Source organism: Aeromonas sp. s11 (genome assembly GCF_040907945.1).
GTDB lineage: Bacteria > Pseudomonadota > Gammaproteobacteria > Enterobacterales > Aeromonadaceae > Aeromonas > Aeromonas veronii.
This window is the reverse complement of sequence record NZ_JBFOCU010000062.1, coordinates 425973-451461: the sequence shown is the minus strand read 5'-3', so window position 1 is coordinate 451461 and position 25489 is coordinate 425973. Positions and strand designations below refer to the sequence as shown.

At 58.9% G+C, this 25489-nt stretch carries 22 protein-coding genes and 1 tRNA gene; 7 read left to right on the top strand and 16 right to left on the bottom strand.

All coding sequences use genetic code 11. The annotated features are described in order from the left end of the window. Positions 1–95: 95 nt before the first annotated feature. Complete coding sequence (locus AB5Y84_RS20650) at positions 96–887, bottom strand: substrate-binding periplasmic protein (RefSeq protein WP_368177623.1); 792 nt, start codon at positions 885–887, stop codon at positions 96–98. A 168-nt stretch (positions 888–1055) separates the two neighbouring features. Here AB5Y84_RS20650 and AB5Y84_RS20645 point away from each other — a divergent pair, with 168 nt between their 5' ends. Further along, positions 1056–1895: a sterol desaturase family protein gene (locus AB5Y84_RS20645; RefSeq protein WP_257724908.1), complete on the top strand. Its 840-nt coding sequence runs from the start codon at positions 1056–1058 to the stop codon at positions 1893–1895. 111 nt (positions 1896–2006) lie between these two features. Here AB5Y84_RS20645 and AB5Y84_RS20640 read toward each other — a convergent pair whose 3' ends face one another. The 9 genes from AB5Y84_RS20640 to tadA all read right to left on the bottom strand — a co-directional run bounded on the left by AB5Y84_RS20640 (position 2007) and on the right by tadA (position 13037). Beyond that, positions 2007–3422 (bottom strand): basic amino acid/polyamine antiporter, encoded by a 1416-nt coding sequence (locus tag AB5Y84_RS20640; RefSeq protein ID WP_257724910.1) that lies wholly within the window; start codon positions 3420–3422, stop codon positions 2007–2009. 9 nt (positions 3423–3431) lie between these two features. Continuing rightward, positions 3432–4334 carry a homocysteine S-methyltransferase family protein gene (locus AB5Y84_RS20635; RefSeq protein ID WP_368177622.1) on the bottom strand — a complete coding sequence of 301 codons (903 nt, stop codon included), beginning with the start codon at positions 4332–4334 and terminating at the stop codon, positions 3432–3434. A 293-nt stretch (positions 4335–4627) separates the two neighbouring features. Further along, positions 4628–5170 carry a hypothetical protein gene (locus AB5Y84_RS20630; RefSeq protein WP_219594069.1) on the bottom strand — a complete coding sequence of 181 codons (543 nt, stop codon included), beginning with the start codon at positions 5168–5170 and terminating at the stop codon, positions 4628–4630. A gap of 19 nt (positions 5171–5189) precedes the next feature. Beyond that, complete coding sequence (locus tag AB5Y84_RS20625) at positions 5190–6509, bottom strand: hemolysin family protein (RefSeq protein ID WP_005334094.1); 1320 nt, start codon at positions 6507–6509, stop codon at positions 5190–5192. A gap of 189 nt (positions 6510–6698) precedes the next feature. Then, a complete protein-coding gene (phoU, locus tag AB5Y84_RS20620) occupies positions 6699–7409 on the bottom strand; it encodes a phosphate signaling complex protein PhoU (RefSeq protein ID WP_005334097.1) in 711 nt (236 codons plus the stop codon). Between the two features lie 85 nt (positions 7410–7494). Continuing rightward, a complete protein-coding gene (gene pstB, locus AB5Y84_RS20615; RefSeq protein WP_005334102.1) occupies positions 7495–8313 on the bottom strand; it encodes a phosphate ABC transporter ATP-binding protein PstB in 819 nt (272 codons plus the stop codon). Between the two features lie 133 nt (positions 8314–8446). Further along, positions 8447–10096: a phosphate ABC transporter permease PstA gene (gene pstA / locus AB5Y84_RS20610; protein WP_201908322.1), complete on the bottom strand. Its 1650-nt coding sequence runs from the start codon at positions 10094–10096 to the stop codon at positions 8447–8449. A 17-nt stretch (positions 10097–10113) separates the two neighbouring features. Then, a complete protein-coding gene (locus AB5Y84_RS20605; protein WP_069555288.1) occupies positions 10114–12351 on the bottom strand; it encodes an ABC transporter permease subunit in 2238 nt (745 codons plus the stop codon). A 203-nt stretch (positions 12352–12554) separates the two neighbouring features. Next, a complete protein-coding gene (gene tadA, locus AB5Y84_RS20600) occupies positions 12555–13037 on the bottom strand; it encodes a tRNA adenosine(34) deaminase TadA (RefSeq protein ID WP_257724924.1) in 483 nt (160 codons plus the stop codon). 311 nt (positions 13038–13348) lie between these two features. Here tadA and AB5Y84_RS20595 point away from each other — a divergent pair. The 4 genes from AB5Y84_RS20595 to aceA all read left to right on the top strand — a co-directional run bounded on the left by AB5Y84_RS20595 (position 13349) and on the right by aceA (position 17471). Further along, a tRNA-Pro gene (locus AB5Y84_RS20595) sits at positions 13349–13425 on the top strand. Positions 13426–13648: 223 nt separating this feature from the next. Then, entirely contained in the window at positions 13649–13789 is a 141-nt protein-coding gene (locus tag AB5Y84_RS20590; protein WP_257724912.1) for a hypothetical protein, read from the top strand. A 687-nt stretch (positions 13790–14476) separates the two neighbouring features. Continuing rightward, positions 14477–16084 (top strand): malate synthase A, encoded by a 1608-nt coding sequence (gene aceB / locus AB5Y84_RS20585; RefSeq protein WP_257724913.1) that lies wholly within the window; start codon positions 14477–14479, stop codon positions 16082–16084. A gap of 73 nt (positions 16085–16157) precedes the next feature. After that, on the top strand, positions 16158–17471 hold the full coding sequence (gene aceA / locus AB5Y84_RS20580; protein WP_005344572.1) for an isocitrate lyase: 1314 nt from the start codon (positions 16158–16160) through the stop codon (positions 17469–17471). A 105-nt stretch (positions 17472–17576) separates the two neighbouring features. Here the strand turns inward: aceA and hda are convergent, their stop codons facing one another. From hda to upp, 3 genes are all read right to left on the bottom strand, one after another. After that, entirely contained in the window at positions 17577–18278 is a 702-nt protein-coding gene (hda, locus tag AB5Y84_RS20575) for a DnaA inactivator Hda (RefSeq protein WP_013723920.1), read from the bottom strand. Positions 18279–18380: 102 nt separating this feature from the next. Next, complete coding sequence (locus tag AB5Y84_RS20570) at positions 18381–19400, bottom strand: DUF2066 domain-containing protein (protein ID WP_236340885.1); 1020 nt, start codon at positions 19398–19400, stop codon at positions 18381–18383. Between the two features lie 150 nt (positions 19401–19550). Continuing rightward, the gene (gene upp, locus AB5Y84_RS20565; protein ID WP_257724914.1) at positions 19551–20177 is read right to left on the bottom strand and encodes a uracil phosphoribosyltransferase; all 627 of its coding nucleotides are present in this window, start codon (positions 20175–20177) and stop codon (positions 19551–19553) included. A 176-nt stretch (positions 20178–20353) separates the two neighbouring features. Here upp and purM point away from each other — a divergent pair, with 176 nt between their 5' ends. Beyond that, complete coding sequence (gene purM, locus AB5Y84_RS20560) at positions 20354–21391, top strand: phosphoribosylformylglycinamidine cyclo-ligase (RefSeq protein WP_042080181.1); 1038 nt, start codon at positions 20354–20356, stop codon at positions 21389–21391. Then, entirely contained in the window at positions 21388–22026 is a 639-nt protein-coding gene (gene purN / locus AB5Y84_RS20555; protein WP_257724915.1) for a phosphoribosylglycinamide formyltransferase, read from the top strand. Before purM ends, purN begins: the two co-directional genes overlap by 4 nt. A gap of 117 nt (positions 22027–22143) precedes the next feature. Here purN and AB5Y84_RS20550 read toward each other — a convergent pair whose 3' ends face one another. The 3 genes from AB5Y84_RS20550 to AB5Y84_RS20540 all read right to left on the bottom strand — a co-directional run bounded on the left by AB5Y84_RS20550 (position 22144) and on the right by AB5Y84_RS20540 (position 25421). Next, complete coding sequence (locus tag AB5Y84_RS20550) at positions 22144–22905, bottom strand: Nif3-like dinuclear metal center hexameric protein (protein ID WP_106843152.1); 762 nt, start codon at positions 22903–22905, stop codon at positions 22144–22146. Positions 22906–23046: 141 nt separating this feature from the next. Continuing rightward, positions 23047–24390 (bottom strand): sigma-54 dependent transcriptional regulator, encoded by a 1344-nt coding sequence (locus AB5Y84_RS20545; protein ID WP_257724916.1) that lies wholly within the window; start codon positions 24388–24390, stop codon positions 23047–23049. After that, positions 24387–25421 (bottom strand): PAS domain-containing sensor histidine kinase, encoded by a 1035-nt coding sequence (locus tag AB5Y84_RS20540; RefSeq protein ID WP_257724917.1) that lies wholly within the window; start codon positions 25419–25421, stop codon positions 24387–24389. The genes AB5Y84_RS20545 and AB5Y84_RS20540 overlap by 4 nt, the downstream gene beginning before the upstream one ends. Between the last annotated feature and the right edge of the window lie 68 nt (positions 25422–25489).

Genomic DNA, 25489 nt, shown 5'->3' with positions numbered 1-25489 from the left:
GCTGGCTAAACGAAGAGGGACCGCAAGGTCCCTCTTCTTGTGTGTCACGCTGAGCAGGCTTAACCCAGCTGAACCCGAGTGCCCCTCTCATCGGCTCAGCGCGGGGACTTTCCCAGATAGCGCTCCACGATCACTTTCACCCCGTCACGTTTTTTGAGCTGATAGAGCTCCTTGTCAAACTGGTCGATAAAGGCCTGTTTGTAGGGGTACTCCCCCTTGCGGCTGTAGCCGAGAAACCCCTGCTCCTTGCTGAGCACCGGCCCCTGTTTGAGCAGGGACATATCGGCCACCGCCAGCTGATCGGCCTTTATCATGTTGAGCAACTCATAGAGCAGGGAGAGGCGATCATTGATGGTGCAATCGACCCGGCCGCGGACAATCTTGAGCAAATTTTCCCGGTTGCTTTTTACCTCCTCTATATCGATTTTTTTATCCTTCACTGCCTGCCAGAAGGCATCTCCGCCGATAGCAAAACCGGCGTTGATACCAAATCGCAAGCCGTGATAGTCGGCAGGGAATTGGGCTTCCGGGGTATTGGCAGCCACTGTGGCACCACACATCACCACCAGCTCCTCATCGAGCAACGGCTGGGAGTAGGGCCACATCCAGGGACGATTGTCAGGCTGGTAATAGGGAGGGAAAATGGCAAAGGCAGATCCCTGCTCTATCATGCTGAGCCCCCGCCGCCACGGCATGGGCTTGAGCACTACCTCATAGTCAGGCATGGCAGAGGTTACCTCGCGGATGATGTCGGCATAGATCCCCCTGACCTCCTCCCCTTCCTGCCAGGAGTAGGGGGGATAGGCGGCATCCGCCAGGATCTCGACCCGGGTCTTGGCGTGCGCCATCATGCACAACCCCAGCAACAAGCAACACCAGACGCGCATAAGCCAGCACCTCCTGAAAAAGCCTGCATCAAGCATAGCCATCCAGCGCACCTTCCTCTGCTGCCGCGCCATATTTCATGCCATCTCTTCGTTGGCAGAAAAATGTTAATGAATTATTAAAGCCATCCTTTATGCTGGAGAGCAATTGCTCTGAATGGATGGCCGCATATGGATGTGCAACTGCTTTTGCTCTACCTCTCCCCGGTTTTTCTGGCCTTTATCGGCTGGGAGATGCTCTACCTGCGCAAACATGGCGCGGCCTTTCCCACCGCCACCTACCAGTGGCGGGATCTGTTCGCCAACGCCGCGCTGGCCCTGATGCATCAGGGGGGCGATGCGCTGGCGGCCATCGCCATTGCTTATCTGTATGACACCCTCTGGGGCTGGCGACTGTTCGACATCGACCTCACCTTCTGGAGCGTATTGCTGCTCTTCCTGTTGCAGGATCTCTGCTATTGGCTGTTCCACTTCACCAGCCACCATGTGCGCTGGCTGTGGGCCTCCCACGTGGTGCACCACAGCTCGGAGCGACTCAATCTCTCCACCGCCTTTCGCCAGAGCCTGATGTATCCCATCTCCGGCATGTGGCTGTTCTGGATCCCGATGATTGTCATCGGCTTCCCGCCCGAGGCGGTGGTCGCCACCGTGCTGCTGAGCCTGGGTTTTCAGTTTTTCGTCCACACTCAGGTGGTGGGCAAGCTCGGCTGGCTGGAGTGGATCTTCAACACCCCCTCCCACCACAGGGTGCACCACGCCAGCAACGCCAAGTACATAGACCGCAACTTCGCCGGGGTGTTGATCATCTGGGATCGGCTGTTTGGCACCTTTGTCGAGGAAGACCCGGCCGAGCCGTGCCGCTTCGGCATCACCAAGCCGATCCACAGCTTCAATCCCCTCACCCTCACCTTCCACGAGTGGCGCGACATGCTGCGCGACGCCCGTGGCCTACCCTGGCGACAAAAACTCGCGGTGCTGTTTGGCAAACCGGCTGGGCCTGCCAGCCGCTAGGCCTTCGCCCCGAATCGCAACACCCGGATAGCAAGCCCCTGATAACCAGTCCCTGATAACAAGAGAGCGCCACGGTGGCGCTCTCTTTTATGGTCAGCCATATCTTCGGTGTCAAAGATGGGCGAACGACCAGACGGCGGGGATCAGGCTCAGCAAGGTCACTCCGGCCAACAGCCGCTCGCGACCACTCAGGCAAAGATCTGCGCCCAGCTGACGACGGCTGTAGAGAAACAGCAGCAGACCCGGCCCGTAGAGCAACAACGACAGCAGCAGATACTCCACCCCGGCGGCATAGAGCAGCCAGAAGCCGTAACCGCTCGACACCAGTGCCACCGCCCGCATCAGACCGCGGCACTGCCCGCCATCACCCTTCTTGCTGAACGAGAGCTTGAGCAAGAACAGGCCGATCAGCAGGTAGGGCACCAAAATCATCGAGGTAGAGATAAGCAGCAGGCTGGTGTAGCCCTTGCCGAGCAGCCACACCAGCAGCAGGCATGTTTGCACCGTCAGGCTGGTGAGCCAGAGCGATGCGATAGGCGTCCCGTTGCGGTTCTGGCGCCGGAAGATAGCAGGAAACGCACCGTGGCGGGCTGCGCTGAACGGTACCTCCGCCGAGAAGAGGGTCCAGCTCACGTAGGAGGCAAGCACCGAGACGATCAGGCCGACGCTGATGAGCAGCTTGCCCCAGGAGCCGGTCATCTGGGCCATCAGCCCTGCCATGGAGGGGTTGGGCAGCGCCGCCAGCTCGGGTCGGCTCAATATTCCGAGCGCCAGCACCGAGATGAGCACATAGAGCAGCAGCGCCAGCACCACGCCGAGCACAGTGGCCGTGCCCACATCCCGCTTGTTTCTCGCCCTGGCCGACAGCACCGCCGCCCCCTCGATACCGGTGAAGACCCAGAGGGTGATCAGCATGGTGTTGCGCACCTGCTCGGAAACCGGCACCGCCAGGCTACTGCCCTGCTGATCCGCCGCGAAGGTGACCGGGTCGAACCAGTAGCAGGCGAACAGGATAAACAGCAGCAGCGGCAGGCTCTTGGCCAGAGTCGCCACCAGATTGAACAGCGCCGCCTGCTGCACGCCGCGGGCCACCAGCAGGTGCACCGCCCAGAGGATGCAGGACTCGCCGACAAACGCCGCCAGAGTATTGCCGTCACCAAACCAGATCTGCTCAGGGGTATCGATAAAACTGCCCAGCGCCGCAAAAGCGATCACCAGATAGCCCACCACGCCGATGGTGGCGCAGAGCCAATAACCCCAGGCGGAGAAGAAGCCCACCAGATCGCCAAAACCGGCGCGGGCGTAGCTGTAGATGCCGCCGTCGAGATCCGGCCTGAGTCGCGACAGATAGAGAAAACTCATGGCGAGCGCCACTATACCCACTCCAGTCACGCCCCAGCCGATCAGCACGGCGCGGGCGCCTGCCACCTCGGCCATGTTCTGGGGCAGGCTAAAAATCCCCGCCCCCACCATGGAACTGAACACCAGCGCGGTGAGGGACCAGAGCCCAATCTTGCTCTCTTTCATGGAAGCTCCTTAGCGCAACCGGCTGCTCAGCGCCTGAATATGCTCGGGGCCGATGCCGCAGCAACCGCCGATGAGGTTCGCGCCGGCCGCGCGCCAGCGCTCGGCCCAGCCGAGATAATCCAGCGGCCCCAGATCGGCGCGTATCTCGTCCAGCCCGTCATTGGCGGTGGCCTCTTTGGGCTGCGGCGGGAAGGCGTTGGCGTAAGCACCGAGGCGAATGTCTGCGCGGCCCAGCGCCTGCAATCGGGCGCGAGCAACCTCGAGGGCCCCCTCGATCACCTCGGGCTGACAGCAGTTGAACAGGATGGCATCGACCCCGGCCGCCACCAGCGCGGTCACCGCATCAGCCACCTGCTCGCCGGAACGCAGTCGCGGCTTGTTGCCCGGCGCCTCATCTTCCAGCGTGAAGGAGACCCAGAACGGCTTGCCGTCATCAGGCAGCAGCGCTTTCAGGGCCAGTGGCTCGGCAATCAGGCTCATGGTCTCGGCCAGCCAGATATCCACATGGGGAGATAGCGCCCGGATAAGCGGCATCGCCAACTCGCTCACCCTGTCCGCCTTGAACAGGTCAGCACGGTAGGAGCCAAACAGCGGTGGTAGGGAACCCGCCACCTGCACGGCGCCATACTGCTCGTCAGCCACCTCACGGGCCAGCTGACCGGCCAGCGCTGCCAACCCCTCCCCATCGGCAAAGAAACGCTCATCGCCGATATGAAACGGCACCAGCGCATAGCTGTTGGTGGTAATGACCCGGGCACCGCTAGCCACATAGGCCTGATGCACGTCACGCACCGTCTCTGGCGCCTCCATCAAGGCCAGCGCCGACCACTCGGGTTGACGAAACGGTGCCCCCCGCCGTGCCAACTCGCGCCCCATGCCCCCATCCAGCACCCACAATTCCCTGGTTTCCATCTGTCGTGTCTCTTTGTTATATGCGTTGTTTATTTGCGTATTTATCTGTTTGTTTTGTTGATCTGCGGTTTCGCATCGAATCGCAGCAGATCGTCCAGCTTCATCTTGGGAAGCCCTTTTATTATGCAGCCATAAAAACATATAGATGTTTAGATGGCCAAATAAAGATAAAACAAAGTGCCACGGGCGGCAATCAGTATCAGCAGAAATCAGCGTGCAAACGGCGAGGCAAACGCAGAAATGCAAAAGGCCACCCGAAGGTGGCCTCTTCACAATCTTGATCAGCTGGTAACTTAACGCCCGGCCAGCACTCGCTTGATCTGTTTGACCCAGTCGGAGACCCGACCCTGCTGCGGCAGGCCACGCCAGATCTGCTCCCACTGGGCAGGGCTGAGAGGACGACCGAGGCGACGCTGCACACCCGCATAGAGGTAGTCATGGGCCGTGGTGGCCGCATGCTCGGAGGTGAGGAATTTGGAGACCGGATCGGTCAACCGTACATCCCGCATGCCGAGCAGCGGATAGTCGTTGTGCACCGCCGCCAGCATGGTCTCGCGCATGGCGGACTCGATATACCCACGGGCAAACAGGGCGGTCACCGACTCCAGCGACCCCTGATCCGGGCCGTGATACTGCTCGTCAAAGACCGGGCTCGGCTCGGCCATGCCGCTTTGTACCACCGCATCGGGATCCGGCTGCGGCACGACCACGGCAGGCTTGGGGGCAACCGGCTTGGCTGCCACTGTGGCTTTGCGCGGCGCACTCTGACTACAGGCACCCAGTGCCAGGGCGAGCGCGACACAGGCCAGCGCACGGAAATGAGACTGCATCTTCATGACTCTTATGTCGCTCCTTTTACGATTCCTGAGCTGGCTTCTCGGCCACCGCCGGTTCGACCCGGGTAACCAGCAGCTGATCAATCTTGTAACTGTCGATATCGACCACTTCGAACTTGTAACCGGCGTATTTGACCGAGTCAGTGCGCTTGGGGATCTTGCGCAGCATATACATGATAAAGCCGGCGATGGTCTCGTAATTCTGGTTCTCGGGGAACTCTTCGATATCGAAGGCGCGCATCACGTCGGAGATGGGGGTGACCCCGTCCACCAGCCAGGAGTTCTCGTCGCGCTGGACGATCTGCTCTTCCACCACGTGGGTGGCCCACTCGCCCATGACGGTACTCATCAGGTCATTCATGGTGACAATCCCCACCACCAGCGCGTACTCGTTCATCACCACGGCAAAGTCGCCACGATGATTCTTGAAGTACTCCATCGCCTCATAGAGGTTCAGGGTATCGGGGATGATGATGACGTTCTGCACCAGGTTGCCACCGATCAGGTCGATGCTCTGGCCACCGATAACGCGGATCAGCAGCTCTTTGGCATCGACAAAGCCCTTGATACTGTCGAGGTTGTGGTCACAGACCAGAAACTTGTTGTGGGGATGTTCGGCGATCTTCGCCTTGATGCTCTCTTCACTCTCTTGCAGGGTGAAGTAGATGAGGCTCTCGCGGGCCGTCATGGCGGAGGTGACACCAAGGGACTGCAACTCGAACACGTTCTCGATGAGCTGATGCTCCTCACGCTGGATAACCCCCGCCTCGGCACCGGCATCCATCACCGCATAGATATCGTCGGAGGTGATCTCGTCGTTACGCACCGTGGAGACGCGCATCAGACGGAACAGGGAGTTCGCCAATCCGTTGAAGACCCACACCAGCGGCATCAACACGGTGACGAAGAAGAGCATGGGGCGCACCACAACCACGGCAATCTGCTCGGGCATGGTCATGGCCAGACGCTTGGGCATCAGGTCGGCGATCAGGATAAACATGCCGGTGACGAACACGAAGGAGGCACCGGAGCTGATCTCGCCAAGCCAGGGGCCCTGGTAGAACTGGGAGACAATCCCCTTGATGGCGGGGTTGAGGGCAGACTCACCCAGGATACCGCCCAGAATGGCGACGGTATTGAGGCCAATCTGCACCACGGTGAAAAAGTTGCCCGGTTGGGCCTGCAGGGCCAGCACCTTTTCGGCCTGGCGATTACCTTCATCCGCCATCACCTGCAATTTGATTTTGCGAGACGCGGCGAGAGAGATCTCGGAGAGGGAGAAGAACACACTGCCGCCAACCAGCAGCATTAAAAAGAACAAACTATCGGCAAAACTCATGATTAACCTATTGCTACACCCGCCTTAGCACAAGACGGCAAACTGGGCCCGGGAGACCGGACCGTGAGCCCATCCGGGACTCACACAGGGGAGTATTCTATCAGAAAACAGCCAGTTGGGGGCTTTATCTTACTCCGACCAGTTATGCAACAAAAAAGGCGCTTCACGCGCCTTTTTATTCACTTCCGGTTAGCCCTTGCCCAGCAAGGTGCCCAGATCGTCCGCCTTGGTATGGCGCACATCCTTGCCTTTCACGTAGTAGACGATGTACTCGCAGATGTGCTGGCAGCGATCGCCGACCCGCTCGATGGCACGCGCCGCCCACAGGACGTTGAGCACCTGGGGGATGGTGCGGGGATCTTCCATCATATAGGTCATCAGCTCGCGGATAATGGACTCGTACTCGCGGTCTACCTTGTCATCTTCCTTGTAGACCGCCAGCGCCGCATCCAGATCCATGCGGGCGAAAGCGTCGAGCACATCGTGCAGCATCTTGATGGTACGACGGCCCATGTTCTCCAGCGACACCAACGGCGGCTGCGGCTTGTTGGCGTTGTCGGTCAGCATGCGGGCGATCTTGTCGGCCACGTCGCCAATGCGCTCCAGATCGGTGATGGTCTTGATGATGGCCATCACCAGTCGCAGGTCGGAGGCAGTCGGCTGACGCTTGGCGATGATGCGGGTGCACTCCTCGTCGATCGCCACTTCCATCGCGTTGACCTTGTGGTCGTTGGCCACGATTTTACGCGCCGCATCGAGATCCTGATCGTGGATCGCCGCGATGGCGTCGGTGAGCTGCTGCTCCACCAGACCGCCCATCACCAGCACCTGGTTGCGCACGCTCTCTAGCTCGGCATTGAACTGACCGGAGATGTGTTTATTGAGGTTCATATTGTCCATACAAATAATCCTTGATTGCTCCGATTATGCCTTAGCCGTTGAACCGACTGCCAATCTGTTTGCTGAGATTCATCCTCTCCTCTCCTTAGCCGTAACGACCGGTAATGTAATCTTCGGTCTTTTTCTTGGCCGGGGTGGTGAAAATGGTGTTGGTATCCGAGTACTCGATAAGCTCGCCCATATACATGAAGGCGGTCTGATCCGACACGCGCGCAGCCTGTTGCATGTTGTGGGTCACGATCACCACGGTGAACTGGCTCTTGAGCTCGTTGATCAGCTCCTCGATGGTCAGGGTGGAGATGGGGTCGAGCGCCGAGGTCGGCTCATCAAGCAGCAACACTTCCGGCTCAATGGCGATGGCGCGGGCAATCACCAGACGCTGCTGCTGACCACCGGAGAGACCGAAGGCGTTGTCATGCAGACGATCCTTCACCTCGTCCCACAGGGCCGCACCACGCAGGGAGCGCTCGGCGGCCTCATCCAGAGTGCGACGATCGTTGATCCCCTGCAGGCGCAGACCATAGACCACGTTCTCGTAGATGGACTTGGGGAAGGGGTTCGGGCGCTGGAACACCATGCCCACCTGACGGCGCAGGGCGGAAACATCAACGCTCTTGTCATAGATGTTGTGGCCGTGCAGCTGAATTTCCCCCTCGATGCGGCAGATCTCCACCAGATCGTTCATCCGGTTGATGCAGCGCAGCAGGGTCGATTTACCACAGCCTGACGGGCCGATAAAGGCGGTCACCTGCCCTTTGGGGATCTTCATGTTGACGTTGAACAACGCCTGCTTGCTGCCGTAGTACAGGTTGAGATCCTTCACCTCCAGCGCGGTCTGCTCCGGGGTCAGGTTGAGCAGGTCCAGCGCGGTGTGCTGGGTAGACGTGGTCGTTACGTTGATCATCTGTTACCTCAAAATCTATCTGGAGTGGCCGGACAGCTGCCGGCGCCCCTCACGTATTGGTGCAGAGAGATGGCGGCTCGCGCTCGGCCGCCCCTCTGTTATCTCACTCTTGTATCACTCATGCGGCGCCGGATTAATGCTCCAGCGACCGGAATTTCTCGCGCAAGTGGTTACGAATGCCGATTGCGGTCAGGTTAAGGCCCACGATCACCGTCACCAGCAGGAAGGAGGTGGCGTAGACCAGCGGGCGGGCCGCCTCGACGTTGGGGCTCTGGAAGCCGACGTCATAGATGTGGAAGCCTAGGTGCATGAACTTGCGCTCCACATGCAGATACGGGAAGTTGCCATCCATCGGCAGGGTCGGTGCCAGTTTTACCACCCCCACCAGCATCAGCGGCGCCACTTCACCGGCTGCACGGGCAATCGCCAGAATAAGGCCGGTCATGATGGCCGGGCTCGCCATCGGCAGCACGATGCGCCACAGGGTCTCGGCCTGGGTGGCGCCCAGTGCCAACGAGCCCTGACGGATGGTGCTCGGGATCCGCGCCAGACCCTCTTCGGTGGAGACGATCACCACCGGCAGGGTCAGGATGGCCAGGGTCAGCGCCGACCAGATCACGCCGGGTGAGCCAAAGGTCGGGCTCGGCAGCGCTTCCGGGTAGAACAACTGATCCAGCGAGCCACCGAGTGTGTAGACGAAGAAGCCAAGACCAAACACGCCGTAAACGATGGAGGGCACGCCCGCCAGGTTGATCACCGCAATGCGGATAAGCTTGGTCAGACTGTTCTTGCCCGCGTATTCGTGCAGATAAACCGCTGCTACCACCCCCAGCGGGGTCACGATGATCGCCATCAGGATAACCATGAAGACGGTACCGAAGATGGCCGGGAACACCCCGCCCTCGGTGTTGGCTTCGCGAGGCTCACCGGAAACAAACTTGCCAATCTGATGGAACCAGTGACCCACCTTGGCCAGCAGGCTCATGTCGTTGGGCCATACCACGTCCAGTACCTTGGACATCGGCATGGTCACCAGCTCGCCACGCATATCCTTGACGGTGATGGCGTCGCGATCGGCTTGGCTACGCAGGGAGAAGAGCTCTTTTTCCAGCACCTGATAACGATCGTTGAGGGCCTGACGCTCACTGGCCAGCTCCGCTTTGAGCTGATCGGTCAGCTCATTTTCGAGCTCTGCTTTACGTTCCTTGAGGCGCAGCTTCTCTAATTGGTAGTTGATGGCGCCAATGGGGCCTTTTTGCAACTCGTTGGCTTGTTCAGACAAACCGTTGCTTCGAGCCAGCATCCGCTTGAGCACTTTGTGTAAATCTTGCTCATGCACTACGCCATCTTCCTTGGCCTCTACCACATAGCCATAGAAGTTGCCGTTGGTAGTACGCTCTATCATTGCCATCTCGACAGGAAGAGCCTGAGACTTGATATCAGTCTCCAGAACCCAGCGAAAATCGAGGTCAACGAACTCGCGGTTGCCGGTCTTGACCAGATAACGGGTCAACACCTCACGTTCTTCACCTGCCAATGGCAATCCTGCGGCTCGCAGGCGTTCAACCGGCACCAGCTCACTGTCATTGATTTCACCAACCAACACACTCTTGTTACCGCTGGCGTCTTCCAGTTGCCACTCATAGATAGGGTGGGGCCAGAAGTAGACCAGACCACGCCAGCCGATCAGCAACAACAGACCCAGTACCGCAACCAGGCTCAGGCTGACGGCACCGCCGGTCATCCAGATCCAGGGGGCCCCTGATTTAAACCACTTACCCATTGTCGATTCCTTGCCCGTTACATGGAGCTGTATTTTTCACGCAACCGCTGGCGGACAAACTCGGCCAGGGTGTTGAAGAAAAAGGTGAACACAAACAGTACGAAGGCCGCGAGGAACAGCACTCGATAGTGGGAGCTGCCCACTTCCGACTCCGGCATCTCCACCGCAATGTTGGCGGCAAGGGTACGCAACCCCTGGAACATGGAGAAGTCCATGATGGGGGTGTTACCAGTGGCCATCAGTACGATCATGGTCTCGCCCACGGCGCGGCCAAGGCCCATCATCACCGCAGAGAAGATGCCCGGGCTCGCGGTGAGGATCACCACCCGGCTCAGGGTCTGCCACGGGGTGGCCCCCAGCGCCAGCGAGCCCTGAGTCAGATGCTTGGGCACCGAGAAGACCGCATCTTCAGCAATAGAGAAGATAGTGGGGATGACCGCAAAGCCCATGGCGATACCGACCACCAGCGAGTTGCGCTGGTCAAATTTGATCCCCATTACATTGGTGAGCCAGCTACGGGTATCACCACCGAAAAACGCATTTTCGACGACAGGACTGAGAGTAAGAGCCATCCAGCCAATCAGAATAACGACAGGGATCAGCAAGACGGCTTGACTGCCCTCAGGCACACTTTGCTTGAGAGCATCAGGCAACAGATGCCATAGCAGAGCTGCAAGCAGCATCCCCATCGGCAGCATCACCAGCATCATAAAAATGCCCGGCAGGTAATCTTCCACGATGGGAGCAAGCCACAAACCTGCCAGGAAACCGAGGATAACGGTTGGCAATGCCTCCATGATCTCGATGGTCGGTTTAACAAACTTGCGCATCCCCGGAGACATGAAGTAGGCGGTATAGATGGCACCGGCAATCCCGAGTGGTACAGCAAACAACAGTGCATAAAAAGCGGCTTTGAGAGTACCAAACGAAAGGGGTACCAGACTCAGCTTGGCTTCAAAGTCGTTGCTGGCGGAGGTGGATTGCCACACATACTGGGGTTCCGGATACCCTTCGTACCATACCTTTTGCCAGAGGGCAGACCAGGTCACTTCGGGGTGATCATTCTCAACCGTAAACAACTTGAAGGTGTCGCCTTGTTGCATCAACAGTGCATTGTGGCGTGGAGAGATGGCCAGGGCAGAAAGCTCCCCCCCTTCTACTGTCTCGGTCAGCAGCTTGGTCTCGCCGGTGGCGTGGAAGAAGCTGATGATGCCGTCCTTGTCGGCACTGATGAAGCCTTTGCGAAAGTGCTCGGGAGTCAACAGATCTACCGCGCCATCACCCTTGAAATCACGGATCTGGGTGAACTGACGTTTGCCATCCTTTGCCACTTCAAACCACTGGGAGATGACGCCGTTGTCATTACCTACCAGCAGCGAAGAAGCGCCAGCCAGCAGCTCGACCCGGGTCACGTTGGCGTTGGTGGCATTGATCTCCAGCACGTTGCGCAGGGAGATTTCGCTCAGGTTATGAATGTCATAGACGGAGAGACGATTTCCCTGACGTACAAAGAGGATCCGCAGATTGGGGGTCAGCAACATCTGATCCACATGACGCGGCAAAGAGGGGATCGTGTAGTTTTCACTGCTCCACTCAATCTCCCCGGAGATGAAGTTCTCCTCGCCGCTCATCACAGTCATCACGCCACGACCATCTTCGGTCACGGCAGCGGTCGCCATCTTGTCCTTGGTGGCTTCGAACACCATCCGTTGCAGCGCCTTCCCTTGCGGGTCGATCACCACAGGCTCTTCGCCGAAGGGATATTTCAGGCTGGGTTCAATCACCCGCACATCGTTGGGGTAGGAGACCTTAAACGCAGGCTGGACAACCAGTGCCTTGCCATCGGCAAAGCCGTAGGCAATCAGCTTTTGGCCCGGCGCAGGCGTTGTGGCCGTGCTGATGTCGCCAGCAACCTGGGCTTGGCCCAGTGACTGGCCCACCTTGATCTTGTCATCTCCTTGTAGCGCGAAGAAGTTGACCTGACCTTTATCGTTGAAGCGATAGCCGATCTCGTTCTGCTCTTCCATGCCGAGCCAGGCTGTCTTCCCTGCGACGGGCAGGGTAAACGAGGTGGCAGGCTCCATGGAGGCGCCATTGAAGATGGGTTTCACCACATAGAGCAGATAAAAGAAGATAAGCAACAGCGCCACCAGTACCAGGGCTCCGCCTGTGGTGACGCCATATTTGGCCAATTTATCCTTGATCCGGCGTTTTCTACTGCCCGCCATGACCAGGTTTAACGATTCCGATGACATGCAAGACCTCAATGTAAGCTAGGCTTCGCGGCATTATATGGCGGTTGCATGACAGTTTTGTTACATCGGAACCGCTTTAACAGCGGTTGTTAGCGGAAAAAATGCGGGGATTATGTCGAAGGAAGGCGATCACAACACACTGTTTATAAAGTGCTATTTATGAAGGCAATTAGCAAGGGCAGCCTGTGCTGCCCCCGAATGATTCAGGAAAGGGTATCGTTTGATTGTTGCAGCGCCAGTTTGGCTGCCTTTTTCTCGGCACGGCGGCGCTTGAAGAAGGCCGACAACTGGGCCGAGCAGGCATCGGCCAGCACGCCGCCGGTCAGCTCGACTCTATGATTGTGGCGCGAGTCCTGCAAGATCTCGAACACCGACCCCGCGGCACCGGTCTTGAGATCTCGGGCGCCGTAAACCACCCGCTTGACCCGGCTATGGATCAGCGCACCGGCACACATACAGCAGGGCTCCAGCGTCACATAAAGAGTGGTGTCGAGCAGCCGGTAGTTCGCCAGCTGCCTGCCCGCCGCCCGGATCGCCATCACCTCGGCATGGGCACAGGCATCGTGTTCGCTGATGGAGCGATTCCACCCCTCGCCCACCACCTGACCATCCAGCACCAGTACGGCACCGACCGGGATCTCGCCAATCCCTTCGGCCCGGGCGGCCAATGCCATGGCATGGCGCATCCACTGTTCGTCCTGCTCGGTCTGACTCGGTGTCTCTGAGACCTCTGATGGTTTCACGCCCATCCCCTCTTTATCTTTATATTGTTCAAGTTTGCATTCCAGCTATCCATACCTGTCAGATGATTCCATAGATAGCAGGCATGATAGCTCGCGGTGACAGGGCGGCGATTATGCCAAATCTGCACGTCAGACCCAAGCCGCATCCCGACTGAGCAATAAAGAAGCAATCGGCATCTCTATGATAAAAAAGGAGTTGCACCCGTTTGGCCATGCTATTAGACTTCCTCCCCGTCAGCCGAGTCTGACTCCGTCGGTGTGTAGCGCAGCCAGGTAGCGCATCTGCATGGGGTGTAGAGGGTCGGAGGTTCGAATCCTCTCACACCGACCATTTTCCCCGAGAATAGCCCAGTCAAACGACTGGGCTTTTTTTTTGCCTCCGATTTATCCTCCTGACGATGCCTACCTATCAAGCACAAAAAACACCCAGAACCACTTGAATCTTTTTGCCGAACTCATTAAGATGCGCAACTTTCCGCCGGTAGACAACACAGGGAGGTGGAAACACGAGTGAAGGGATCACTGTCCGGCTTGCGTGCAACACAGGACCAGGCATGAACCAGAACACCGATTTCGCACCCGCCATTAAGCTTTATTCCGTTCCTCACGACACCCCTTGCCACACCGAAAGCGAAAATGAACAGGTCATCCAGCTGGATGTGATCGATCTGGCCGAACCGGATGATGACTATTGAGCCCGGCCAGATGGCCGCTCATGACCAGCACATCGCCTGTTCAACGCTCTCCGTTTCAGGCCCTTGGCGAGAAATCTGCAAAAAACGACAAACTGCTAATTCTATCAAGGATGGCAGTATTATTGACTGATACATCTCCCCCTTCCCTCTCCAGCATTCCCCCCGACAACTGATACAAACCTACGTTATTGCGCTTCACTTTCCATCGTTGCAACCGCTGGTGCCAACAGAGCCTGCATCACCACATCAAGTTTAAAACGCACGTTTACCAAATAGGTCTAGCAATAGCAAAGCATTCATTGCCACATTCAAACGCACTTTATACGGCTGTTTTGGCAAAGCCTGGAGTTAGGTCGGGATTTGTTTTTGCATCTGTAATTTTATTACGTAATAAGTTACAAAATGAGGGGCAGGGTAACGGCCCCAATTAGCCGTTGTCCGATGGGAAAAAGCAGGAGCATAACCATCTGCGTAGAGCTTTTACACCAACCCAATAAAGTAATAAAAAACATCAACTTAACCATATCCAAAAAACAAGTGTTTAAAAAAAACTGTTGACGTACTCAACAATATTTCGCACCTTATCAATCGTGTTACCCCGTTGTTGCGGGAACGTTTCAGGAACAGGGATTCGACTTTAGTCGTAGTTAGTAAGTTCAAAATGTAATTCTCAAAGGAGTGAAACTTATGTCGGCACCGGCTCAGACCCACTGCAGCGCCCGCCTTCGCATCCAGGGCGAGATGCTGCCCGAATACGCGCAAATTCTGACGCCGGACGCGGTGGCTCTGGTCTCCGAACTGGTGGAACGTTTTGCTCCCCAAAGAGGGGAATTGCTGAAACAACGTGTGGCACGCCAGGCCCGTATCGATGGCGGCGAGCTGCCGGACTTCCTGCCGGAAACCGCCCACATCCGTGAAGGTGACTGGACCATTCGCGGCATTCCCGCCGACCTGCAAGACCGCCGTGTGGAGATCACCGGCCCGGTCGAGCGCAAGATGGTGATCAACGCCCTCAACGCCAACGTCAAGGTGTTCATGGCGGATTTCGAGGATTCACTGGCCCCCGCCTGGAATAAGGTGATCGAGGGTCAAATCAACCTGCGCGATGCAGTCAACGAGACCATCTCTTACACCAGTCCGGAAGGAAAGGCCTACACCCTGACCCCCAATCCGGCGGTACTCATCTGCCGGGTACGCGGTCTGCACTTGCCGGAAAAACATGTCACCTTTGATGGCGAGCCGATCCCCGGCGGTCTGTTCGATTTTGCCCTCTATTTCCTGCACAACTACCAAGCGCTGCTGGCCAAAGGCTCGGGCCCCTACTTCTACGTGCCCAAGTTGCAGAGCCATCTGGAAGGGCGTTGGTGGAGCGAAGTGTTCGCCTGGACCGAGGACAAGTTTGGTCTGCCCCGTGGCACCATCAAGGCCACCGTGCTGATTGAAACCCTGCCAGCCGTATTCGAGATGGATGAGCTGCTCTATCAGATGAAGGATCACATCGTTGCCCTCAACTGTGGCCGCTGGGACTACATTTTCAGCTATATCAAAACCTTGAAGAACCATCCGGATCGGGTACTGCCTGATCGTCAGGTGGTGACCATGGACAAGCCGTTCCTCTCCGCCTACTCGCGGCTGCTGATCAAGACCTGTCACAAGCGTGGTGCGCTGGCGATGGGCGGTATGGCCGCCTTTATTCCGGCCAAGGATGCGGCCGTCAACGAGCAGGTCTTCGCCAAGGTCAAGGCCGACAAAGAGCGCGAAGCCAACAACGGCCACGACGGTACCTGGGTCGCCCACCCTGGCCTCGCTGATACCGCCATGGCGGTGTTCAACGCCACCATTAAGGCTGGCGCCAAGAACCAGATCGGCGTACTGCGCGAGCAGGATGCCCCCATCACTGCCGCCGACCTGCTGGCACCCTGTGAGGGCGAGCGGACCGAAGCTGGCATGCGTACAAATATCCGGGTTGCCCTGCAATATCTGGAGGCCTGGATCAACGGCAACGGCTGCGTGCCCATCTACGGTCTGATGGAAGATGCCGCCACCGCCGAGATCTCCCGCACCTCCATCTGGCAGTGGATCCGCCACGGCAAGAGCCTGTCGAACGGCAAGGTGGTGACCAAGGAGCTGTTCCGCCAGATGCTGGCCGAGGAGCTGGAGGTGGTCAAAGCCGAGGTGGGCGCCGCGCGCTGGCAGGCAGGACGCTTTGCCGAGGCAAGCGAACTGATGGAAGAGATCACCTGCGCCGATACCCTGATCGATTTTCTGACGCTGCCCGGTTACGAGCGGCTCTGAATCACGGGCCCCGGGCGGGGCTCGCCAATAACAAGTCAATGGAAACGTGAAATCAATGAAAGAGGGAACTGATATGGCACTGACCCGTGAGCAACAGATCCAGGCTATCGAGAAAGACTGGGCGGAAAACCCCCGCTGGAAAGGGATCAAGCGCGGCTACAGCGCCGAAGATGTGGTGAACCTGCGCGGCAGCTTGCAGCCGGTGCACACCCTGGCTCAGCGCGGTGCCGACAAGCTGTGGGGCCTGATCCACGGCGACGCCAAGAAAGGCTACGTCAACTGCCTCGGCGCCCTGACCGGCGGTCAGGCGGTGCAGCAGGCCAAGGCGGGGATCGAGGCGATCTACCTCTCCGGCTGGCAGGTGGCGGCGGACAACAACTTGTCCTCCACCATGTATCCGGATCAGTCCCTCTACCCGGCCAACTCTGTACCGTCCGTGGTGGAGCGCATCAACAACTCCTTCGCCCGTGCCGACCAGATCCAGTGGGCCAACAAGGTAGGACCGCAGGATGAGGGCTTTATCGACTACTTCCTGCCGATCGTGGCGGATGCGGAAGCCGGTTTCGGCGGTGTGCTTAATGCCTTCGAACTGATGAAGGGGATGATTGAAGCGGGCGCCGCTGGCGTGCACTTCGAAGATCAACTCGCTTCGGTCAAGAAGTGCGGCCACATGGGTGGCAAGGTGCTGGTACCGACTCAGGAAGCGGTGCAGAAGCTGGTTGCTGCCCGTCTGGCAGCCGATGTGTGCGGCACCACCACCCTGGTGATCGCCCGTACCGACGCCAACGCCGCTGACCTGTTGACCACCGACGCCGACCCGTACGATGCAGACTTCCTGACTGGCGAGCGCACTGCCGAAGGGTTCTACAAGGTGCGTGCCGGTATCGATCAGGCCATCGCTCGCGGTCTGGCTTACGCCCCCTACGCCGACATGGTGTGGTGTGAAACCGCCAAGCCAGACCTGGACGAAGCACGTAAATTTGCCGAAGCAATCAAGGCCAAGTTCCCGGATCGCATCCTGGCCTACAACTGCTCCCCTAGCTTCAACTGGAAGAAGAATCTGGACGATGCCACCATCGCCCGCTTCCAGCAGGAGCTCTCCGACATGGGCTACAAGTACCAGTTCATCACCCTCGCGGGTATCCACAACATGTGGTTCCACATGTACGAACTGGCCTACCAGTACGCCCGTGGCGAAGGGATGAAGCACTACGTTGAGATGGTGCAGGAGCCGGAATTTGCCGCCGCCAGCCGCGGCTACACCTTTGTGGCCCACCAGCAGGAGGTCGGTACCGGTTACTTCGACAAGGTGACCACCGTCATTCAGGGTGGCCAATCCTCGGTCACCGCGCTGACCGGCTCCACCGAAGAAGATCAGTTCCACTAATAAGAGAGCTGCCTTGAAATAGCAAAACCCCGGCCTGCAGCCGGGGTTTCTTTTTATCTGCCATTCAAACGAAAGTCAGGCCACAACCGCACACCGCAGAGAGGATCAGAGCTCGAGGATCTCTTTGACAAAGGGAATGGTGAGCTTGCGCTTGGCGCGAAATGAGGCGTTGTCGAGCTGATTGAGAGTGGTGAGCAGGGTGCGCATATCGCGGGAGAGTCGGTTGAGCAGGAAGCGGCCCACATCGATGGGCAATTTGAAGCCCCGCAGCTCGGCACGCAGCTGCAGGGCACTGAGCTTGCCTTCATCATCCAGCTCTTCGAGATGGAAACTGACACCCCAGTCGAGGCGCGAAGCGAGATCCGGCAGTTGCAGCCCCAGTTTGCGCGGTGCGCTGCAGCCGGTGACCACCAGCGTCCCCTCGCCCTTCTCCTGCCAGCGGTTGTAGAAATCGAACAGCGCCCGCTCCCACACGGCATTGCCGGCGATCGCCTCAAGGCTGTCGAGACAGACCAGCGGCAGGCTTTCGAGGGCATCGAGCATGCTGGGATCGAGCTGTTCAAATTGATCGAGGGAGAGATAGGCCGCCGCCGCATCGCGGGCGTTGACCTCGGCACAGGTGGCGTGGAGCAGATGAGAGCGTCCGGATCCCTTGGCTCCCCAGAAATAGAGGAAAGGCGATCCCTGACCGATGGCCGCGTTTTTGAGGGCGGTGATCAGATGAGCATTGTTGCCGGGATAAAAACTGACGAAGGTTTCATCATCCGGTAGTTGTACGGCTAAAGACAGTTGGGCCGGTTGCTTCACTCGTTGGGCTTTGACTGTGACATTTGTGGCTAAGTGTATCATCGCAAAGGCAGATAGAGAACCGCCCGGGCAAGCCGGGCGGTCTACAAAAGCCTTATAAAATCAGGGCTGCGACCATTGGTAACGCAAACCGCTGCCATTATCGTCAACCTTGCGCAAACGACTCTCAAGCTGCAGCGCCCGCACCAGCTCGGCCTGCTCCCCTTGCAGGGTAAAGTTGAAGGTGACCTGGTCCCCCTCCAGCTTGCCGATCGCCACCTTGCTGACGTTGGCCATCCCCTGCAGCATCTTCTGCACGGCGATCATGCTGTCCACTTCGGAGAGGCCATCCACCACCAGGGTCTGGCTGGTTGCCGGACCCGAGATACGGGCACCGTAGTTTTTCACCAGCCAGGCCGCCAGGGTATCGGCAAACCCTTGCGCCACTTCGGCCTGAGTGCCGGTGCTATTGCCACGGGTCAGCTCGGTCACTTCACCGGCCGCTTTGGGGCCGTAGAGCCCCCAATCGATGCTCCACTTGTCACCTTCCGGTGTCAGCTTGCCCAACACCACCATCTCGGCGCCATAGCGCTGGCTTGCCTGCAAAATCGGGTCGGCAAAGCGTCCCCAGACGTCGGTGGCACTGACCGCCATGTTGTCATCGAGATCCATCAGCGGAATGCTGATGGGCAGCCCCAGCATCTGGGCCTGCTCGCGCAAGGCTTGCGCCCAACCATCGCTGGATTGATCCGCCAGCAGGCGGCGCTCACCCTGATCCACCACCAGCCAGATGGCCATTTGGGGACGAGCCGGGCCAAGCAGGGCAAACTGGCTCTCGGAGACCAGGCTGTTGACCTTGTCACTCTTGAACTCGGCTTTCAGATACTTGACGGAGTCCTGATCCTGATAGCCATAGCTTTTGACATAGTCGCCCGGAGCCGCCAGCGCCTTGACCACCACCGGCTGGGTGAGGATGTCACGCTTGCCGGTGACCTTGATCAGCACCTGGCCCAGTGCCTGCCCTTGAGCGGCCACCATGTCGCCACTGGTCGGGGCCTTGCCCTGATAGAGGTCGGTCACCTGAGCGGCCGAGGCCATGAATGACAAGCCGCAGCAGAGGGCGGTCACAACACGTTTGAACATGAACAGAGTCTCGAAATGGGAGAGTGTGCTTATGGTAGCGGCAAGGCGCGTCCTGCGGCAAGGCTGGCACAAGCGGCCACAAACAGCAGAGCCGGCGATGCGCCGGCTCCGATCACCCCTTCCACATGGGAAGCAGGTCAAGGCATAAACTTATTTGGTACCGAAGATCTTGTCGCCTGCATCGCCCAGACCCGGCACGATGTAGCCTTTCTCGTTCAGCCCCTGGTCGACAGAAGCACAGTAGAGCTCTACGTCTGGGTGAGCGGCTTCCAGTGCCTTGATCCCTTCCGGCGCGGCAACCAGTACCAGCACCTTGATGGATTGGCAGCCTTTATTCTTCAGCAGATCGATAGTGGCGATCATGGAGCCGCCGGTGGCCAGCATCGGATCGATGACCAGCGCCAGACGTTCTTCGATGTTGCTGACGATCTTCTCGAAATAGGGAACCGGTTGCAGGGTCTCTTCATCGCGGTAGATACCGACCACGCTGACGCGGGCACTCGGCATGTGCTCCAGCACGCCATCCATCATGCCAAGGCCGGCACGCAGGATAGGTACGACGGTTACCTTCTTGCCCTTGATCTGGTCAACTTCTACTGGCCCATTCCAGCCATCGATGATAACCTTCTCGGTTTCGAAGTCAGAGGTCGCTTCATAGGTCAACAAACTGCCCACTTCTTTGGCCAGTTCACGGAAACGCTTGGTGCTGATATCGCCTTCACGCATCAGACCGATCTTGTGTTTGACCAGGGGGTGTTTGACTTCAACGACTTTCATTATTATCTCCTCTAACCTGCCGCAAAAAAATCGCGGAATCATACAACAAAAGCCACCGCTTGTAGAGCATTTCCGCGCAAAAACGCGCAAACGATTTCCTTTCTGGTTTTTCACCGCCACTGTTAGAATACGCCCCGAATTTTACCCTCCACTTCTTTACATGACGGGGAATACTCGTGACTGACAAAACCTCACTGAGCTACAAGGATGCTGGCGTAGATATCGATGCTGGCAATGCACTGGTTGAACGTATCAAGGGCGTGTCAAAGCGCACTCGTCGTCCTGAAGTCCTTGGTGGTCTTGGCGGCTTTGGGGCCTTGTGTCAAATCCCTGCGGGCTACAAGGAGCCGGTACTGGTCTCCGGTACCGATGGTGTGGGCACCAAGCTGCGGCTGGCCATCGACCTGAAGAAACACGACACCGTGGGCATCGATTTGGTGGCCATGTGCGTCAATGACCTGATCGTACAGGGCGCCGAGCCGCTGTTCTTCCTCGACTACTATGCGACCGGCAAGCTGGACGTGGACACCGCGGCCGCGGTAGTCACCGGGATCGGTGCCGGTTGCGAGCAATCAGGCTGTGCCCTGGTGGGCGGCGAGACCGCCGAGATGCCGGGTATGTATGAAGGGGAAGACTACGACATCGCCGGTTTCTGCGTCGGTGTGGTGGAGAAAAGCGAAATCATCGACGGCAGCAAGGTCGGTGAAGGGGATGCCCTGATCGCCCTGGCCGCCAGCGGCCCTCACTCCAACGGCTTCTCCCTGATCCGTAAAATTCTGGAAGTCTCCAAAGCCGACGTGCATCAGCCGCTGGGTGACCGCACCCTCGCAGATGCCTTGCTGGAGCCGACTCGCATCTATGTGAAACCGGTGCTCAAGCTGATCAAGGAGTGCGAGATCCACGCCCTCTCCCACATCACAGGTGGTGGCTTCTGGGAGAACATCCCGCGCGTATTGCCTGCCAACACTCAAGCGGTGATCGACGAGCAGAGCTGGCAGTGGCCGGCAGTGTTCAGCTGGCTGCAGCAGGCTGGCAACGTCACCCGTCACGAGATGTATCGCACCTTCAACTGCGGCGTCGGCATGATCATCGCCCTGCCCGCCAACCAGCTGGAGAAGGCGCTGACCCTGCTCAAGGCAGAAGGGGAGAACGCATGGCACATCGGTCATATCGCCAAGGCAGCAGACGGTGAGGAGCAGGTCGTCATCAAATGATGCGGATCCTCGTCCTAATCTCTGGCAGCGGCAGCAACCAGCAGGCGATCCTCGACCACTGCGCCAGCGGCAAGATTGCCGGTGAAGTGGTCGGCGTTATCAGCAACAAGGCCGATGCCTATGGTCTGGTTCGCGCCAAAGAAGCGGGGGTGGCGACCTCCATTCTGGCCCAGCAACAGTTTGCCAGCCGGGAGGAGTATGACGCCGCCCTGCTGGCGCTGATGGCAGACTATCAGCCGGATCTGGTGGTACTGGCGGGGTTTATGCGGATATTGAGCGGCGATCTGGTGCGCCATTTCGCCGGGCGGATGATCAATATCCACCCCTCCCTGCTGCCCAAGTATCAGGGCCTGCACACCCACCAGCGCGCCATAGATGCCGGTGATAGTGAGCATGGCGCCAGCGTCCACTTCGTCACCGAAGAGCTGGACGGTGGCCCGGTGATCCTGCAGGCCCGCGTGCCCATCTTTGAAGGGGACACTGCGGACGAGGTAGCAGCACGGGTACAGGCGCAGGAGCACAGCATCTACCCGCTGGTGGTTCGCTGGTTCTGCGAAGGCAGGCTGCAGATGGTAGATGGTGCAGTGCAACTGGATGGCGCCCTGCTGGGCCCCGCTGGTTACGCCTGCGAGTAACCGCCAACAACTGCATGTCAGATACAACAAGGGAGGCTTAGGCCTCCCTTGTCATTTCTAACTACCACACGCTGGCTGAGGTCAGGTCCGATTACGCCGCTACGCGGCCAAGCGACCCTAGACCGGATTGTCGATATCGATAAAGGTCACATCCAGCCCATGCACGGTCGCCAGCCACTCCCCCAGCGCCTTGACGCCGTAACGCTCGGTAGCGTGATGGCCCGCAGCGTAGAAGTGCATCCCCATCTCGCGAGCGGTGTGAATGGTCTGCTCGGAGGCTTCGCCGGAGATAAAGGCATCGATGCCCTGCTCCGCCGCCAGATTGATGTAGCTCTGACCGCCGCCGGTACACCAGGCCACGGAACGGATAAGCTCGGGACCGCTGTCGCCACAATAGAGGGGTTCACGGCCAAGGCGCTCGGCAATCAGCTTGGCAAAATCGCGGCCGCTCATCGGCTCTTCCAGCTTGCCCACCATGGCGACGCTCTTGCTGTTCCACGGCTCCAGACCGCGGCGTACCTTGATGTCGAGCAGCTTGGCGAGCTGGGCGTTGTTACCCACCTCGGGGTGCACGTCCAGCGGCAAATGGTAGGCAAACAGATTGATATCGTGGGTCAGCAGGGTCTTGAGACGACGCTGCTTCATGCCGGTGATCTGGGCCGGTTCACCGCTCCAGAAGTAGCCGTGATGGACCAGAATGGCATCGGCCTCGGCAGCCACCGCCGCGTCGATAAGCGCCTGACTGGCGGTGACACCGGTCACCACCTTGCGAATACGTTCGCGCCCCTCCACTTGCAAGCCGTTGGGGCAGTAATCCTTGATGGCGTGCGGTTCGAGCAGATGGTTCAGTACGGTTTCGAGTTTTCGATGAGAGATCATAGGGGTCCCTTATTAAGGCTCGGTCCCCTGCTTTACCAATAAAAACAGGGCCCAGGCTCAAAGCGCCAAGGGCCCCATGATAATCGAGCCGGGCCGTCAAGACCATGACAGCCCCCACACAGTGCGGTTTCCCTCTCGGCCTCAGGCTGGCAGGTCGATCCCCGCCTCCCGCATCTGGGCCAGCTTGTAGCGCAGGGTGCGCGGGCTGATGCCGAGCCGGTCGGCCACCGCCTTGCGGCTGCCGTTACAATCTTGCAGGGTGTCGAGAATGATCTGGTGCTCCTGCTGCTTGAGCTCGCTGCCGAGGCGGTCGCCACCATAGCTGCGCTCGACGCTGACAAACTCCATCTCCTGCTCGTCCAGCTCCTCCAGAATGAGGTGGTCACAATCAATGACCCCGTCGGGGCTGAGGATCAGGGCGCGCTGTACCACGTTGTCCAGCTCCCGCACGTTGCCGGGCCAGGGATGAGCCAGCAGCCGATCCCGCGAGGCGTCCGTCAACTGTGGTGTCGGTAACCCCTGCTGACTGGCATGAAGCGCCAGCAGGTGCTCCGCCAGCGGCAGAATGTCGCCGGACCGCTCGCAGAGGGCAGACCAGCGCAGCGGAAAGACGTTGAGGCGATAGTAGAGATCTTCGCGGAACAGGCCATCCTGCACCGCTTTTTTCAAATCCCGGTTGCTGGTAGCGATGACCCGCACATCCAGCGGGATCATCTTGCGACTGCCGAGCCGCTCCACCTCTTTCTCCTGCAGTACCCGCAGCAATTTGGCTTGCAGCCCCTGATCCATCTCGGTGATCTCGTCGAGCAGCAGGGTGCCTCCCTGCGCTTGTTCGAACTTGCCCGGGCACCCCTGTACCGCACCGGTGAAGGCGCCCTTCTCGTAGCCAAACAGGGTCGCCTCCAGCATGTTTTCCGGAATGGCGGCGCAGTTGATGGCGACGAAGGGCTGCTCGGCGCGGTTGGAGTTATCGTGAATGTAACGGGCCAGCACCTCTTTCCCCGTCCCGCTCGGGCCGGTCACCATCACGGTCGCTTCGCTTCTGGCCACCCGGGTCGCCAGCTGGAACAGCTCGGCAGTTTTGGGATCCCCGTAGACCACGGCGCGCTTCTCCACCTTCTGGGCGGGCACATAGCGGCTGACCTGATTAAGCAGCACCTCCGGGGAGAACGGCTTGGCCAGATAGTCGATGGCCCCTTCGCGCATGGCGCGCACCGCGCCATCGATGTTGGCGTAGGCGGTCATCAGCAGCACAGGTATCTGCGGATATTGCTGGCGAATGGTTGCCAGCAGGGTGAGGCCGTCCATTCCCCCCATCTGGATATCGGAGATCACCATGTCAAACGGCTGACGGGAGAGGGCCAGCAGAGCCCGCTCGCCGCTGTCCGCTTCACGGCACTCATAACCGCCGAGCAAAAGGGTATCCACCAGCGCTTCGCGCAGGCCATTGTCATCTTCAACTACCAGGATCCTGGCCTGTGTCATGCTACACCTCCAAGCTGCACCGGTTGCTGGTGCAGGGGGAACGACAGAGTAAAGCAGGTGCCTTCACCGGGAACCGAGGCCACACTGACCTCCCCCTGATGGGCACGCACTACAGATTGCACCACCGCCAGCCCGAGGCCTGTGCCCTGGGAGCGAGTGGTAAAGAAGGGTTCGAATACCTGACCAAGCTGATGGGGAGGGATCCCCTTGCCATTATCGATGACCCGCATCTCCACCCGGGCACCGCTGCGCACCGCGCTGACCAAGAGCGAGGTGGCCCCTGCCTGCTGGGCATTGGCAATCAGGTTGTTGATGGCTCCAGCCAACGCACTGCTGTTCGCCAGCAGACAGAGATCGGGCTCCGGCGCCTCCATGTGCAGCTCGCAGCCCTGTTGCTGGCAGAAGGCCTCGGCACCGGCCTGCACTTCGGCCAGCAGCCCTTGTACCGAGATGGGGGTGACCACCTGATTGTCACCGTTGCGGGCAAACAGCAGGATGTCGTTGATCTGCTTCTCCAGATCCTGCAAACGGGCCATCAGCTTTTGCTGAAACTGAGTGCGGGATTCCGGCTTGAGGGTGCGGTTGGCCAGATTGGCGGCATAGAGCATGGCGGCGGAGAGCGGCGTGCGGATCTGGTGGGCGAGCGAGGCCGCCATATTGCCGAGCGCCGACAGCCGCTTCATGTGGTTGATGCGGTCTTGCAGTTTACGGGTTTCGGTCAGGTCATTGATAAAGACCAGCTGGCCGGGCTGATCCGGCAGCGGTTGGGTCGAGAGCTGCACCCGGCGCCCGTCGCGCAAGGAGATCTCGTGGCCATCATCCTCGCGCGGTTCGAAGCAGCGGGCAATGATGTGACGCCAGAGCTCCCCTTCCAGCGGCTCCCCCAGCAGGGAGATGGCCGCCGGATTCGCGCGGGTGACCACCCCTGCCCCGTCAAGCAGCAACACCCCGGTGGGGAGCGCCTTGAAGATGGCATAGAGCTGGCTCACTTCGTGGGACTGGAGTGGCATGTCCTGCTGCTGGATTGTCATAAACCTGACCTCAAACTGGCTATTGGGTCAGGTTATTCAATTTCCATGCCACTAAAATATATGAATTA

Coding starts and splice junctions, on each gene's coding strand:
- AB5Y84_RS20650 (WP_368177623.1), bottom strand. CDS start 887: ATGCGCGTCTGGTGTTGCTTGTTGCTGGGGTTGTGCATGATGGCGCAC.
- AB5Y84_RS20645 (WP_257724908.1), top strand. CDS start 1,056: ATGGATGTGCAACTGCTTTTGCTCTACCTCTCCCCGGTTTTTCTGGCC.
- AB5Y84_RS20640 (WP_257724910.1), bottom strand. CDS start 3,422: ATGAAAGAGAGCAAGATTGGGCTCTGGTCCCTCACCGCGCTGGTGTTC.
- AB5Y84_RS20635 (WP_368177622.1), bottom strand. CDS start 4,334: ATGGAAACCAGGGAATTGTGGGTGCTGGATGGGGGCATGGGGCGCGAG.
- AB5Y84_RS20630 (WP_219594069.1), bottom strand. CDS start 5,170: ATGAAGATGCAGTCTCATTTCCGTGCGCTGGCCTGTGTCGCGCTCGCC.
- AB5Y84_RS20625 (WP_005334094.1), bottom strand. CDS start 6,509: ATGAGTTTTGCCGATAGTTTGTTCTTTTTAATGCTGCTGGTTGGCGGC.
- phoU (WP_005334097.1), bottom strand. CDS start 7,409: ATGGACAATATGAACCTCAATAAACACATCTCCGGTCAGTTCAATGCC.
- pstB (WP_005334102.1), bottom strand. CDS start 8,313: ATGATCAACGTAACGACCACGTCTACCCAGCACACCGCGCTGGACCTG.
- pstA (WP_201908322.1), bottom strand. CDS start 10,096: ATGGGTAAGTGGTTTAAATCAGGGGCCCCCTGGATCTGGATGACCGGC.
- AB5Y84_RS20605 (WP_069555288.1), bottom strand. CDS start 12,351: ATGTCATCGGAATCGTTAAACCTGGTCATGGCGGGCAGTAGAAAACGC.
- tadA (WP_257724924.1), bottom strand. CDS start 13,037: ATGCGCCATGCCATGGCATTGGCCGCCCGGGCCGAAGGGATTGGCGAG.
- AB5Y84_RS20590 (WP_257724912.1), top strand. CDS start 13,649: ATGAACCAGAACACCGATTTCGCACCCGCCATTAAGCTTTATTCCGTT.
- aceB (WP_257724913.1), top strand. CDS start 14,477: ATGTCGGCACCGGCTCAGACCCACTGCAGCGCCCGCCTTCGCATCCAG.
- aceA (WP_005344572.1), top strand. CDS start 16,158: ATGGCACTGACCCGTGAGCAACAGATCCAGGCTATCGAGAAAGACTGG.
- AB5Y84_RS20570 (WP_236340885.1), bottom strand. CDS start 19,400: ATGTTCAAACGTGTTGTGACCGCCCTCTGCTGCGGCTTGTCATTCATG.
- upp (WP_257724914.1), bottom strand. CDS start 20,177: ATGAAAGTCGTTGAAGTCAAACACCCCCTGGTCAAACACAAGATCGGT.
- purN (WP_257724915.1), top strand. CDS start 21,388: ATGATGCGGATCCTCGTCCTAATCTCTGGCAGCGGCAGCAACCAGCAG.
- AB5Y84_RS20550 (WP_106843152.1), bottom strand. CDS start 22,905: ATGATCTCTCATCGAAAACTCGAAACCGTACTGAACCATCTGCTCGAA.
- AB5Y84_RS20545 (WP_257724916.1), bottom strand. CDS start 24,390: ATGACACAGGCCAGGATCCTGGTAGTTGAAGATGACAATGGCCTGCGC.
- AB5Y84_RS20540 (WP_257724917.1), bottom strand. CDS start 25,421: ATGACAATCCAGCAGCAGGACATGCCACTCCAGTCCCACGAAGTGAGC.